16 protein-coding genes are annotated in these 12,881 nt (G+C 67.2%); 7 read left to right on the top strand and 9 right to left on the bottom strand.

Annotation, left to right across the window (positions count from 1 at the left end; all coding sequences use genetic code 11):
* Positions 1–31: 31 nt before the first annotated feature.
* The 3 genes from CA237_RS12580 to bfr all read left to right on the top strand — a co-directional run bounded on the left by CA237_RS12580 (position 32) and on the right by bfr (position 2,113).
* The gene (locus CA237_RS12580; RefSeq protein WP_126014268.1) at positions 32–1,258 is read left to right on the top strand and encodes a DUF418 domain-containing protein; all 1,227 of its coding nucleotides are present in this window, start codon (positions 32–34) and stop codon (positions 1,256–1,258) included.
* A gap of 90 nt (positions 1,259–1,348) precedes the next feature.
* Complete coding sequence (locus CA237_RS12575) at positions 1,349–1,519, top strand: (2Fe-2S)-binding protein (protein WP_084401356.1); 171 nt, start codon at positions 1,349–1,351, stop codon at positions 1,517–1,519.
* Between the two features lie 102 nt (positions 1,520–1,621).
* Positions 1,622–2,113, top strand: coding sequence for a bacterioferritin (gene bfr, locus CA237_RS12570; RefSeq protein WP_066688864.1), 492 nt, complete (start codon positions 1,622–1,624; stop codon positions 2,111–2,113).
* A 232-nt stretch (positions 2,114–2,345) separates the two neighbouring features.
* Here the strand turns inward: bfr and CA237_RS12565 are convergent, their stop codons facing one another.
* Together CA237_RS12565 and CA237_RS12560 are read right to left on the bottom strand one after the other, a co-directional pair.
* Positions 2,346–2,750: an Hpt domain-containing protein gene (locus CA237_RS12565; RefSeq protein WP_084401357.1), complete on the bottom strand. Its 405-nt coding sequence runs from the start codon at positions 2,748–2,750 to the stop codon at positions 2,346–2,348.
* A gap of 104 nt (positions 2,751–2,854) precedes the next feature.
* Positions 2,855–4,117 (bottom strand): NupC/NupG family nucleoside CNT transporter, encoded by a 1,263-nt coding sequence (locus CA237_RS12560; protein WP_066688866.1) that lies wholly within the window; start codon positions 4,115–4,117, stop codon positions 2,855–2,857.
* Between the two features lie 131 nt (positions 4,118–4,248).
* On the opposite strand from CA237_RS12560, the gene CA237_RS12555 reads away from it, so the two are divergent.
* The 3 genes from CA237_RS12555 to CA237_RS12545 all read left to right on the top strand — a co-directional run bounded on the left by CA237_RS12555 (position 4,249) and on the right by CA237_RS12545 (position 6,532).
* A complete protein-coding gene (locus CA237_RS12555; RefSeq protein WP_066688867.1) occupies positions 4,249–4,917 on the top strand; it encodes a queuosine precursor transporter in 669 nt (222 codons plus the stop codon).
* A gap of 289 nt (positions 4,918–5,206) precedes the next feature.
* The gene (gene argB / locus CA237_RS12550) at positions 5,207–6,103 is read left to right on the top strand and encodes an acetylglutamate kinase (protein WP_066688868.1); all 897 of its coding nucleotides are present in this window, start codon (positions 5,207–5,209) and stop codon (positions 6,101–6,103) included.
* A 126-nt stretch (positions 6,104–6,229) separates the two neighbouring features.
* Positions 6,230–6,532: a YggT family protein gene (locus CA237_RS12545; protein WP_084401359.1), complete on the top strand. Its 303-nt coding sequence runs from the start codon at positions 6,230–6,232 to the stop codon at positions 6,530–6,532.
* 134 nt (positions 6,533–6,666) lie between these two features.
* Here CA237_RS12545 and CA237_RS12540 read toward each other — a convergent pair whose 3' ends face one another.
* From CA237_RS12540 to CA237_RS12530, 3 genes are all read right to left on the bottom strand, one after another.
* Positions 6,667–6,867 carry a helix-turn-helix transcriptional regulator gene (locus CA237_RS12540; RefSeq protein ID WP_126014266.1) on the bottom strand — a complete coding sequence of 67 codons (201 nt, stop codon included), beginning with the start codon at positions 6,865–6,867 and terminating at the stop codon, positions 6,667–6,669.
* Positions 6,860–7,273, bottom strand: coding sequence for a hypothetical protein (locus CA237_RS12535; protein WP_066689018.1), 414 nt, complete (start codon positions 7,271–7,273; stop codon positions 6,860–6,862). Before CA237_RS12535 ends, CA237_RS12540 begins: the two co-directional genes overlap by 8 nt.
* A 65-nt stretch (positions 7,274–7,338) precedes the next feature.
* Positions 7,339–8,208 (bottom strand): 3-hydroxyacyl-CoA dehydrogenase NAD-binding domain-containing protein, encoded by an 870-nt coding sequence (locus CA237_RS12530; RefSeq protein ID WP_126014264.1) that lies wholly within the window; start codon positions 8,206–8,208, stop codon positions 7,339–7,341.
* A gap of 88 nt (positions 8,209–8,296) precedes the next feature.
* On the opposite strand from CA237_RS12530, the gene CA237_RS12525 reads away from it, so the two are divergent.
* Positions 8,297–9,355, top strand: a complete 1,059-nt coding sequence (locus CA237_RS12525; RefSeq protein ID WP_126014262.1) for a DUF1176 domain-containing protein — start codon at positions 8,297–8,299, stop codon at positions 9,353–9,355.
* A gap of 13 nt (positions 9,356–9,368) precedes the next feature.
* On the opposite strand, the gene CA237_RS12520 is transcribed toward CA237_RS12525, so the two are convergent.
* From CA237_RS12520 to CA237_RS12505, 4 genes are all read right to left on the bottom strand, one after another.
* Complete coding sequence (locus CA237_RS12520) at positions 9,369–10,223, bottom strand: endonuclease/exonuclease/phosphatase family protein (protein ID WP_241215490.1); 855 nt, start codon at positions 10,221–10,223, stop codon at positions 9,369–9,371.
* A complete protein-coding gene (egtD, locus tag CA237_RS12515) occupies positions 10,220–11,194 on the bottom strand; it encodes an L-histidine N(alpha)-methyltransferase (protein WP_066688875.1) in 975 nt (324 codons plus the stop codon). Before egtD ends, CA237_RS12520 begins: the two co-directional genes overlap by 4 nt.
* The gene (egtB, locus tag CA237_RS12510) at positions 11,194–12,450 is read right to left on the bottom strand and encodes an ergothioneine biosynthesis protein EgtB (protein WP_066688877.1); all 1,257 of its coding nucleotides are present in this window, start codon (positions 12,448–12,450) and stop codon (positions 11,194–11,196) included. The genes egtD and egtB overlap by 1 nt, the downstream gene beginning before the upstream one ends.
* Before the next feature lie 9 nt (positions 12,451–12,459).
* Positions 12,460–12,881, bottom strand: a 422-nt coding sequence (locus CA237_RS12505; RefSeq protein WP_126014260.1) for a cob(I)yrinic acid a,c-diamide adenosyltransferase, incomplete at its 5' end; no start/stop codon positions are given.

Here is a 12,881-nt window from a genome sequence, read left to right as displayed (position 1 = left end):
CTGCCCGCGCGATCGGGCAGGGGAATTTCCCATGACCGACCCCCGCCCTGCCGCCGACCGCATCGTCACCCTCGACGTGGTGCGCGGGGTTGCGGTGATGGGCATCCTGTTCGTCAACATCCTGAGCTTCGCGCTGCCCGACACCGCGCGGCTCAGCCCCCATGCGTGGGGCATGACCGGTCCCGCCGACCTATGGGCCTATTTCGCGACGATGATCGCGTTCGACGGCAAGATGCGCGGGCTGTTCTCCTTCCTGTTCGGGGCCTCGCTGCTGCTGGTCGTCGACCGGGCGGAAGCCGGCGGCGCGGACCCGGCGGCGGTGCATTACCGGCGGATGGCCTGGCTGTTCGTCCTGGGGCTCGCCCATGCCGTGCTGCTGTGGCCGGGCGACATATTGATGCATTATGCGCTGGTCTCCAGCGCCGCCTATGGCTTTCGCGCCAGCTCGGTACGGCGGATGGTCGCATGCGGCATCGCGCTGGCGGCGCTCGAATGGCTGTTGCTGGGCGCGATCGCGCTGTCGTTCGTCGCGATGAAGGGTGCGGACACGCCTGCCGCCGCACAAGGGTTGCGCGACTTCGAAAACGGCTTCGGCATCCCGACGCCCGCCGTGCTGGCGCAGGAGATCGCGCTGTTTCGCGGCAGCTATGCCGGCATCGTGCACCATAATCTGGTCGAGCTGGCGACGACGCTCTACAACACCATCTTCATCGGCATCGAGACGCTCGCCTATATGCTGTTCGGCATGGCGGCGCTGCGCAGCGGGATGCTGACGGGCACATGGTCCCGCGCCCGGCTGTGGCGCTGGGCAGGCGTCGGGATCGGCATCGGCGTGGCGGGCTATGCCATGATCGCCGCATGGATGTTCTCGCACGGCATCGATGCCCGCTCGGTCATCATCGGCGCCTTCGCCCTTCCCCCGCCGCTCCGGGGCGTGATGATCGCGGGCTATGCCGCCGCGATCCTGCTGCTCGCGCAGCGCGGCGGCGCCATCGTTGCCCGGTGCGCAGCGGTCGGGCGCATGGCGCTCAGCAACTATCTGGCGACCACCATCGTCATGTGCTTCGTCTTTCATGGCTGGGGCCTCGGCCAGTTCGGCTTCTGGTCGCGCGCCACGCTGTACCTGCCCGTGCTGGCGATGTGCGGACTGATGCTGCTGTGGTCGCCCTGGTGGCTCGCCCGGTTCCCCTTCGGCCCGTTCGAATGGCTGTGGCGGTCGCTCGCCCGGTGGCAGCTGCAACCGATCCGCATCCGCTGATCGCCGCCGTTCGTGCGAGTCATCCGCAATAACTCTTGCGAACGAGTTTCATTACTACTATTGATCGACTCGTCAGAGCGAGGGTCGAACATGGTCGTATGCGTCTGTAATGCCATCAAAGAACGCGATGTCCGCGCGGCCGCACGGGGCGGTGCCAGCAGCGCCTGCCAGGCGTACCGGGCCTTGGGATGCCAGGCGAAATGCGGGCAATGCGTGCCGTTCGCGCGAGCCATTATCGATGCGGAACGCGCGGCTGCGTAACGTTCGCAGCTGCCGAAAACGGCGGAAATCCGCCATTTTTACCCTGTCGCCAAAGCCCCGAAACGCGTATGGGCGGTTCGTCATCATATAAGGACGAACGACGTGAAGGGCGACGCCAAGGTCATCGAATTTCTGAACGAAGCGCTCAAGAACGAGCTGACGGCGGTGAACCAGTACTGGTTGCACTATCGCCTGCTCGACCATTGGGGCGTCTACAAGCTGGCCCAGTTCGAACGTCACGAATCGATCGACGAGATGAAGCACGCCGACCGACTGGCGGAGCGCATCCTGTTCCTCGACGGCCTGCCCAATTTCCAGCTGCTCGGCCGCCTGCGCGTCGGTGAGACCGTCGAAGAGGTGCTGAAAGCCGATCTGGCGATCGAGGTCGAGGCCGTCGCCCAGCTGCGCGAAGCCGTCGCCTATTGCGAAAGCATCCGTGATTTCGTCAGCCGCGACCTGTTCGCCGAGATCCTGATGAACGAGGAAGAGCATGTCGACACGCTCGAAACCCAGTTCGAGATGATCGAGCGGATGGGCATCCAGAATTACGTGCAGCTCAACTCGGTCGCCGAACTGGACAAGCACGGCGGCTGACCCGACGCGACCGGCCGCGTGGACGCGCGGCCGGTTGGCCCGGGACCGGTGCATTAGGGCCTGCCCCCCCCCTGCCTGAACCAGACGTCATCCCGGCGAAGGCTGGGATATCCCGGTAGGATCACATGGCAGGAGCCGCTTGAGACCCCAGCCTTCGCTGGGGTGACGTCAAAGCGCAGCCGGATTCACCGCCGGCGGGACTCGGCCTTGGGTGGTCCTTAAGCGTATCGCCCTACAGCGCGACCGGCCGCTTTCCGAACCCGTTGCGCCGCTGCGCCAGCGGATTGCTGTCGCGATCCAGCACGCCCAGCGTCGCCTCGAACGTCGGGCGCAGCTGCGCGACATGTTCCAGTGCTTCGGTCGGCACGTCGCGCGTCTCGACGCAGTTGCGCGCGATCGTCTCGATCACCTCGGCCAGGTCGGCCAGCGTGTCGGCACCGAACTGGCGCGACTCCCCTTTCAGCGTATGCGCCGGCAGCACCATCGCCGCCGCATTCTGCTGCCGCATCGCCTGTTCGATCGCGATCAGCGACTTGACGCCGTCTTCCTTGAAATAGCCGAGAATGCGGACGAAATTCGCGCCCAGTTCCGCGCGCGCGTTGGCCAGCGTCCGCTCGTCGATCAGTCCCTGGTGCATCTTTGTCCGTCCTGTCACTCAACGCGCCGCGTCCGGCACGATGGGTCGAATCTAGCCGACCCATCGTAAACAGAGCGTTGATACCCGGCGCGTCCGACCGGATTTCAGGCGAGCAGCAGCCCGGCCAGCGCCGCTGACATCAGGTTGGCGAGGCTGCCGGCGACGAGCGCGCGGATGCCGAGCTTGGCGATCATCGGCCGCTGGTTCGGCGCCAGGCTGCCGGTCACCGCCATCTGGATCGCGATCGACGAGAAATTGGCGAAGCCGCACAGCGCGAAGGTGATGATCGCGATCGTCCGCGTCGACAGCTGCGCGCCGGCCTCGCCCAGCGAGATATAGGCGACGAACTCGTTCAGCACGACCTTCTGCCCGAACAGCCCGCCGGCGATCCCCGCCTCGTTCCACGGCACGTTCAGCAGATACATGACCGGTGCGAAGACATAGCCGAGCAGCCGCTGGAAGCTCAGGTCCGCCACGCCGAACCAGTTGCCGATGCCACCGAGCAGCCCGTTGGCCAGCGCCACCAGCGCGACGAACGCCAGCACCATCGCGCCGACTGCCACCGCCAGCTTCACGCCGGTCTGCGCGCCCTGGGCCGCCGCCATGATGATGTTGGCCGGGCGTTCCTCGTCATGCGTCGCCTCGGCCAGCGCGATCGCCTCCGCCTCGCGGTCGTCACCCAGCGGCAGTTCGCCGGCGGGAGGTTCGGGCGTGTCGGGCATGATGATCTTGGCCATCAATATGCCGCCCGGCGCCGCCATGAAGCTGGCCGCCAGCAGGAAATCGATGCGGATGCCCATCGACGCATAGGCCGCGAGGATCGTGCCGGCGACGCCCGCCATGCCGCTGGTCATCACCGTGAACAGCTGTGCCGGGGTCAGGCCTGCCAGATAGGGGCGGATCACCAGCGGCGATTCGCTTTGGCCGACGAAGATGTTCGCGGCGGCGCACAGTGATTCAACCTTGCTGACGCCGATCACCTTTTCGATGCCGCCGCCGATCCAGCGCACGACCAGCTGCATGATCCCCAGATAATAGAGGATCGACACCAGCGACGCGAAGAAGATGATGACCGGCAGCGCGGCGATGGCGAAGCTCTGCCCGCCGATTTCCGGCCGGGCGAGCGGCCCGAACAGGAACGAGGTGCCGGCATTGGCATAGGCCAGCAGGTTGGCGACCCCGCCCGACAGGAAGCCCAGCACGCCCTTGCCCCATGGCGTATAGAGCACCAGCACCGCGATCCCGACCTGCAACGCGAACGCGGCCCCCACCACGCGCAGCCGGATCGCCCGGCGGTTGGTCGACAATGCGACGGCAATCCCCAGAATCACGACGATGCCGGCGATGCCGATCAGAAAACGAGTCATGTTGAACGCTTACCCTGCCCCGCCGCCCGCCCCGGACGGCCCAAACCGTCGTGACATGCCATGCCACGGCCAGCGACGCCAGCGGCGACAAACGCTTTTGCCATCGGCCGATTTCGGGACTAGCAAGGGTCATGACGACACCCGCCCCGCCCGCGACCGCACCTGCGTCCGCGACGATCACCCTGCCCCGCGCGCTGTTCATCCTCTCGATCTTCTATGGCGGCATGGTCTGCGTCGCAGGCGTGCTGGGCAACAAGCAGGTCGCGATCGGCCCGCTGGCGGTGGAGGCGGGCATCTTCGCCTTCCTGCTGCTGGTCGTGGTGTCGAGCGCGATCGCCGAACTCTATGGCCCGGGGCGCGCGAAGCATCTGGTGTGGTTCGGCTTCGTGCCGCTCATCACCTCGATGATCCTGTCATGGATCGTGTGGGCGCTGCCCGCATCGGCGGACATGCTGCCGGTCAATCGCGATGCGATCCAGATCATCCTCGGCGCGACGTGGCGCATCTGGGGCGCGGGGATCATCGCCTATGGCGTATCGCAGACGCTCAACGTCACGATCTTCGGCTGGCTGAAGCGCGGCGAAGGCAAATTGCTCTGGCTGCGCGCGGCGATCGCCAGCGTGCTGTCGCAGATCGTCGATACGCTGATCTTCGTGACGGTCGCCTTCTATGGCGTGTTCCCGATCGGGCAGCTGGTGGTCGGACAGATGCTGGCCAAGGTCGTGCTGTCGATCGTGCTGGTCCCGCCGCTGATCTATGCCTTTGTCGGGCTGGGGCGCTGGCTGGACCGGGCGCGGTAAGAAGGATTCGGGTTCACGCGAAGGCGCGGAGGCGCGGAGAAGAAGAAGGGGTTTTGTCGCGCAGAGGCGCAGAGGGCGCTGAGAGGTTGTGGTGCCGGCGATGGCGGCCGGTCTGGCGCAGCCTCTTCTCTATCGGCAGCCGATGATGGAGAGCCGCTGTCGCGGCGAGCGCACTATCTCTGCGCCCTCTGCGCCTCTGCGCGAATAAATCTCTTTCTCCCGCCGCCCCGCGCCTCCGCGTGAACCAACTTCTTCCTTCCGCCCCCCGACCCCGCTAAAGCGCCCATCCATGACCCACGCACCCGATCCGAAGATGCTCGCCAAGGCGGAAACGCTGACCGAGGCGCTGCCCTATCTGCAGCGCTATGCCGGTCGCACCTTCGTGGTGAAATATGGCGGGCACGCGATGGGCGATCCCGAACTGGCGCGCGATTTCGCCGAGGATGTCGTGCTGTTGAAGCAGGTCGGCATCAATCCGGTCGTCGTCCATGGCGGCGGTCCGCAGATCGGGGCGATGCTCAAGCGGCTGGGCGTCGAATCGCGCTTCGTCGACGGGCTGCGCGTCACCGACGCCGCCACCGCCGAGGTCGCGGAAATGGTGCTGGCCGGCAAGATCAACAAGGAAATCGTCGCCTGGATCGCGGCGGCGGGCGGCAAGGCGGTCGGCATTTCGGGCAAGGACGCGCGCCTCGTCACCGCCGAAAAGGTCGGCCGCAACGAACCCGACCGCGCGCAGGGGATCGAACGCCATGTCGACCTGGGCTTTGTCGGTACGCCGGTCGCGGTCGATCCGACGATCCTGCACAGCCTCGCGCGCGACGGCTTCATTCCGGTCGTGGCGCCGGTCGCGCTGGGCGCGGATGGCGACACCTACAATATCAACGCCGACACCATGGCCGGGTCGATCGCCGGGGCGATGGGCGCCTCGCGCTTCTTCCTGCTGACCGATGTCGCGGGCGTGCTCGACAAGAGCGGCGAGCTGCTGACCGACCTCGACGCGGCGCGCATCGCCGAGCTTAAGGCCGACGGCACGATCAGCGGCGGCATGATCCCGAAGGTCGAGACGTGCGTATCGGCGGTGGCGCAGGGCGTCGACGCGGCGGTCATCCTCGACGGCCGCGTGCCGCACGCCATGCTGCTCGAAATCTTCACCGAACAGGGCGCCGGCACGCTGGTCCACGCCTGACAAGGAACGAACGGCAGCCGGCTGTGTTGCACCGACAACACGCCGGCCCCGAACCGACCTGACAAGGCTTGGACCCGGGCGTCCGCATCCCTATAGTCGAGAGCCATTCGCGAAAGGCCCCCTGCGTTGAACGTCCTGCTCGATATCATTCAGGTACTGCTGAACGTCCTGTGGTGGATCATCATCGTACAGGCGCTCCTGTCGATCCTGATCGCGTTCAACGTCATCAACACGCACAACGACTTCATCCGCTCGCTCTATCGCGGGCTGATGGTGGTGACGGAACCGATCTACCGCCCGATCCGGCGCATCCTGCCCGATTTCGGCGCGCTCGACTTCGCGCCGTTCGTGGTGCTGGTGCTGATCGGCATCCTGCAGGGCATCATCCTGCCCGCCATCTACCGCGCGACGGTGGCGACGTTTATCTGAGGTTCGGTCCCTTGCACTCGGACCCGACGTCATCCCAGCGAAGGCTGGGATCTCCCGGTGGGGGCACGCAGCAAGAGTCGCCTGAGACCCCAGCTTTCGCTGGGGTGACGTTCCCATGATGGATGGCTCGAACGCTAACCCCGCGTCGGGCTGACGAAGACGTCCTCGATCGTCAGCCCGAACAGCTCGGCAATCCGAAAGGCGAGCGGCAGCGACGGGTCGTAGCGGCCGGTTTCGATCGCGTTGACGCTCTGGCGCGACACCTCCAGCCGCTCGGCCAGATGCTGCTGCGACCAGCCACGCTCGGCCCGGAGCGTACGCAGATGATTATCCATCGGCCCGCTCCCGCAACCGGCCGATGCCGCGCAGGCAGGCGGCAAGCCCCAATGCGCCGAACCAGATCGTCGCCGCATAATAGCCCTCGACATGGCCGATCATGCCGAACCCTTCGAGAAAGCCCATGGCGGTCGTGATCGACAGCGTGACTCCGGTCGCGATCAGCTGATCACGCACCATCTGCGCCCGCAGATACTCGTCGCGCATCTCGACGAGCAGCCGCCCGATCACCACGAATACCAGCGCGATCGGTACCGCCGGCAGTACCGCCGCGACATAGGCCAGCGCCCCTGTCGGCGGCGCGTGCCGGAACCATAGATTCACCCCGACCAGCGTGACCCCGTACAGCGTCATCACGCTCATCAGCCGCACGGTATAGCGCTTCATTTCAGGCGGCATCGACATCACGGCGTCCTCCACTATTGTGAAGGACGCTTTACATGACAAGCTCGCTTTACGTCAAGCGTCCTTTACCGGGTCGGCACTGGCTCCTCGCCCGAATAATCATAAAAGCCGCGCTTGACCTTGCGCCCGTACCAGCCGGCCTCGACATATTTGACGAGCAGCGGCGCGGGGCGGAATTTCGGGTCGCCGGTCCCTTCGAACAGCACGCGGGTGATCTCCAGACAGGTGTCCAGCCCGATAAAGTCGGCGAGCGTGAACGGCCCCATCGGGTGATTGAGCCCCAGCTGGCACGCCGCATCGATATCGGGGATCGTCGCCACGCCTTCGCCGAGCGCGAAGCAGGCCTCGTTCAGCATCGGCATCAGCACGCGGTTGACGATGAAGCCCGGTGCGTCATTGGCATGGACGATCCGCTTGTTCAGGCTCTGCCCGAACGCCTCGACCGCCGCGACCGTCGCGTCGCTGGTGGCAAGGCCGCGGATCAGTTCGATCAGGCCCATCACCGGCACCGGGTTGAAGAAATGCACCCCCATGAACCGCGCCGGATCGGGGGCCGCCTGCGCCAGCCGCGTGATCGGAATCGACGAGGTATTGCTGGCGAGGATCGCGGTATCGGACAGCGCCTTGCCGACCGTTTCGAAGATCTGGCGCTTGATCGCTTCCCGCTCGGTCGCGGCCTCGATCACCAGGTCGCATGGCGCCATCGCCGCAAGGTCGCCGACCGGCGTGATCCGCCCGAGTGCCGCATCGGCATCGCCCTGCGTGATCTTTTCCTTCGACACCGCGCGCGCCAGCTGCTTGGCGATGCCGTCCTTGCCGCCCAGCGCGCGCTCGACCGACACGTCGGACAGCAGCACGTCATAGCCGGCCTGCGCCGACACCTGCGCGATGCCGGCCCCCATCTGGCCCGCGCCGATCACGCCAATCGTCTTCATCCTGCTTCCTCTCGATAAATGCCGTTTCCCGGCTCGAACGCGGCAATAGCGGCTTTCGATCACGGGTGCATGCCGGTATCGCACCCCCATGCGCCGTTTCCTGCCCTTCGCCCTGCCGCTGTCGCTGTTCGCCTGCAACGGCGCGTCGGCGCCGCCCGCCCCGGAGGCGAGCGCATCGCCCTCGCCCACGCCGCTCACCGACACCGCCACCCCGCCCCGCCCCCTGGCCCTCAAGCGCTTCGGCGACTGGGCGGTCGGCTGCGACAATGGCGGCACCTGTCAGGCGGGGTCGCTGATGCCGGAGGAGGGCGACGCCCCCGCCCTGACCCTGTCGATCGAACGCGGCCCCGGCACCGACGCCCCGGTCGCGATCCGCCTGCGCAGCCAGGACGACATCGCGCTCCCGCTGACCGCCACGGTCGATGACGAACCGGTGGCGCGCGGCGGCACGCTGCAGGACGACGCCATCGTCCTGACCGGCGCTCCGGCAATGGCGCTCGCCGCAAAGCTCGCCAGCGGGCGGACGCTGACCCTCATCGCCGCCGGTGGCCGGAGCATTACTCCCGTGAAGCTGACCGGCGCGTCGGCGGCCTTGCGCTGGATCGACGACCGGCAGGGGCGCGTCGGCACCACCGGCGCGATCGTCGCGCGCGGCACGAAGCCCGATACCCGCCCCGCCCCGCCGCTGCCGGTCGTCCGCGCCGCGACCATCCGGGGGGAGGCCGCGCTGCTCGACCCGCTGCTCATCACCCGGATGCGCCAACAGGCCGATTGCGACGACCACGACCTGCCCGACGTCACCACCAAGACGCTGGACGGCCCGCGCACGCTGGCGATCGTGCCCTGCGCCGCCGGGGCCTATAACATCCTGTCCGCGCTGTTCGTGATCGAGCGGGGCGAGGCGATACCGGCCTCGTTCGACATGCCGGTCGCCGGCGATTCCGACGGCGACCTGGTGTACAACGCGACGTTCGAGGACGGCATCCTCGACACCTTCGCCAAGGGGCGGGGGCTGGGCGATTGCGGCATGACGCAACGCTATGCATGGGACGGCACCCGCTTCCGCCTGATCGAGCAGCGCCAGATGGACGACTGTCGCGGCAATCCCGACTTCATCCGGACCTGGACCGCGCGGGTGATCCGTTAGCCTTCGCCCCGGATCACGTCCGGGGTGACGCAGAACCTTGCCGAGCGCGCCGCAGCACCGCGACCACCGGATAATGGTCCGAGGGAAACACGTCGCCCCGGCGCGTATCGATCGTCGTCACCGACACCGGCGTAAAGCCGCGCGTGAAAATCCAGTCGATCCGCCGGTCGGGCTTGCCGGTAAAGCCGTGAAAGGTCGCCTCCGGTCCGCTACGGCGCCTGGTCGCGACCCATGCATCGGTCAGATCGCGTTCCAGCCGGCGATGGGTCGGGCTGTCGGGCACGGTGTTGAAATCGCCGGTCAGCACGACGGGCAGCTCGCGGGCAATGCCCGGTATCCGCGCCGCCAGCAGCGCCGCGCCCTTCTCCCGCGCCGCCTCGTCCTCGGCGCGGTACGGCAGGTGCGTGTTGAACATCGCGAACCGCTTGCCGTCCCGCTCCCGAAAAATCGCCCAGGTCACCATGCGCGGATAAGGGTGTCCCCAGCTGATGCTGCCCGGCACTTCGGGCGTGTCCGACAGCCAGAAATTGCCCCAGCGCTCCACCTGCAGCCGGTCGGCGCGGTAGAAGACGCCCATATGCTCGTCCTCGGCGCGACCCGTCCCGCTGCGCCCGACGCCGATCCACCGATAGCGCGGCAGCCGGGCGACCACGTCGTCGGCCTGTAGCTTGAACAATTCCTGCATACCGATCACGTCCGGATCGGCCCGGCGGATCGTCGCGGCGGTCAGGTCACGCCGCAATTCCCACCGGTTCGCCCCGTCGCCCTCGGCGGGCAGGCGGATGTTGAGACTCATCACGGTCAGGTCGCGCGCCGCTGCCGGCACCGCCGCCGCCAGCGCCACCATCGTCAGGACAAGGCGGATCACGGGGCGATCGGCACCGTCTGCGCTTCGGCCAGGATCACGCAGAACGCGCCATCGTCGCCGCACCATTGCTGCTGGGGGGTCCACCCGCCGCTGCGCAGCAACAGCCGCGCGTCGCGGTCGCCATATTTATGGCTGTTCTCGGTATGGATCGTCTCTCCGGCGCGCATCGCGAACGATCGCCCGTCGACCGTGAAACCCACGTCGCGGGTCGCGCGCAGATGCATCTCGATCCGCGCGGCATCGTCGTTCCAGCGCGCTTCGTGCGCGAACGCGTCGACCGGCACCGTGCCGGCCAGCTCGCGGTTGATCCGGTCGAGCAGGTTCAGGTTGAACGCAGCCGTCACGCCTGCCGCATCGTCATAGGCGGCGACCAGCGTATCCTCGTCCTTCACGCGGTCGATCCCGATCAGCAGCATCGCGCCTTCGCCCAGCCAGTCGCGCATTGCGCGCAACAGCGTACCCGCCGCCAGCGGTTCCATATTGCCGATGGTCGATCCGGGGAAGAAGCCGAGCTTGGGCATGTCCGCCACCGCATCGGGCAACGGCACCGGATGCATGAAGTCCGCCTCGACCGGCAGCACCGGCAGCCCCGGAAACTGCCCGCTCAGCGTCGCCGCCGACGACCGCAGGAAATCGCCCGAAATATCGATCGGGACATAGGCGGCCGGTTCGATGCAGTTGAGCAGGATCGGCGTCTTGACCGACGATCCCGATCCGAACTCCACCACCGCCACGCCGTCGCCGACCGCGCCGACCAGTTCGGGGCAGATCGTCTTCAGGATCGCGGTTTCGGCGCGCGTCGGATAATATTCGGGCAGCGCGGTGATGTCCTCGAACAGCTCCGACCCCTTGCGGTCATAGAACCAGCGCGCCGGAATCGCCTTTTGCGACAGCGACAGCCCGGCCAGCACATCGGCGCGGAACGCGGGGTCGGCACGGGTCACCATCGGCACGTCGTCGCTGAGCAGCATCACAGATCCTTTGCAAGGCGGACGCCGGTGAATTGCCAGCGCTGATGGGGGTAGAAGAAATTGCGGTAGCAGGCGCGCGCATGGCCGCGCGGCGTGGCGCAGGAGCTCCCGCGCAGCACGAACTGCCCGCTCATGAACTTGCCGTTATATTCGCCGACCGCGCCCTCCACGGTGCGGAAGCCGGGATAGGGGCGGTAGGCGCTGCCGGTCCATTGCCACACATCGCCGAAGAACGCCGGCCCGCCGCTCGACGGGCGCGGTTCGACCGCATGGGCATGGTCCAGCTGGTTGCCGCCCGCCGGATCATGGGCGGCGGCGGCGGCCTCCCATTCGAACTCGGTCGGCAGGCGGGCACCGGCCCAGGTCGCATAGGCATCCGCCTCGAAGAAGCTGACATGCGTCACCGGCGCGGCGGGATCGATCGCGCGCCGCCCGTCCAGCCCGAACCGGGTCCAGACCTCGCCCTGCCGCTCCCAATAGAGCGGCGCGTCGATCCCGTTCGCCTGCACCCATGCCCAGCCATCGGCCAGCCACAGCCGCGCGTCGCGATAGCCGCCATCCGCGATGAACGCCGCCCATTCGCCATTGGTGACGGTCCGGTCGGCGATGGCATGGGCGTGGAGCAGCACGTCATGCCGCGGCCCTTCGCAATCGAACGCGAAGCCCTGTCCGCCATGGCCGACCTGCACGATCCCGCCTGGATGCTCGATCCAGCCGGTCGGCGGCGGCACCGCCACCGGGCGTTTGGGCTCGGGCGCGAACATCGCCGGCTCCAGAGGGTTCTCGCTGAAATGGTGGAGAATGTCGGTCAGCAGCAATTCCTGATGCTGCTCCTCATGGTTGCAGCCGAGCGCCACCAGTTCCTGCGCGGCCTCCGACAGGGTCGGCAAGGCGGCGAGCAGGGCGGCATCGACCGCCGCGCGATAGCCGCGCACCTCGTCCAGGCTGGGGCGGGTAATCATCCCGCGCCGGCTGCGCGCATGGCGCCGGCCTTCCGCCTCGTAATAGCTGTTGAACAGGAACGGGAAACGGTCGTCGTGCAGCGTATAGCCGGGCACATGGTCGCGCAGGACGAAGGTTTCGAAGAACCAGGTGGTGTGCGCCAGATGCCATTTGGCCGGCGACGCATCGTCCATCGACTGAACGGTGGCATCGGCATCGGACAGCGGTGCCGCCAGCGAATCGGTCAGCGATCGGACGGTGCGGTAACGATGTGCGAGCGGATGGTCGGACCGGTCGGCCGGTGTCGCTCGCATGATCGTCTCCTAGGGTGCCGGACGCTCCCCGCCCGGTACCCACAAAACGTCTCCACCGGCACTTTGGTTCACAAGCCGCGCGAAAACGAAGAGAAAATCCGACAGCCGGTTGAGATAGGCCAGTAGATGCAGGTTAAGCGGCGCATCGTGCGACGCCGCCACCGCCGATCGCTCCGCCCGGCGCACGATCGCGCGCGCCAGATGCAGCGCCGCCGCCGCCGCCGACCCGCCGGGCAGGATGAAGCTGGTCAGCGGCGACAGGCCGGCATTGGCCCGGTCGATCGCCTGTTCGAGCGCCGTCACCTGTTCCGGCACGATGCGCAGCGCCCCGTCGATCGACGGCGGGGTGGCCAGGTCGGCGCCCAGATCGAACAGGTCGTTCTGGATCGTCAGCAGCGTCTTCGTGTCGGGATGCTCGCCCAGCGCGGCGA

It is taken from the genome of Sphingomonas sp. ABOLH (assembly GCF_003951715.1).
Taxonomy (GTDB): Bacteria; Pseudomonadota; Alphaproteobacteria; order Sphingomonadales; family Sphingomonadaceae; genus Sphingomonas; species Sphingomonas hankookensis_A.
The sequence above is the reverse complement of the archived record's forward strand: the minus strand, read 5'-3'. Positions and strand labels throughout refer to the sequence as shown.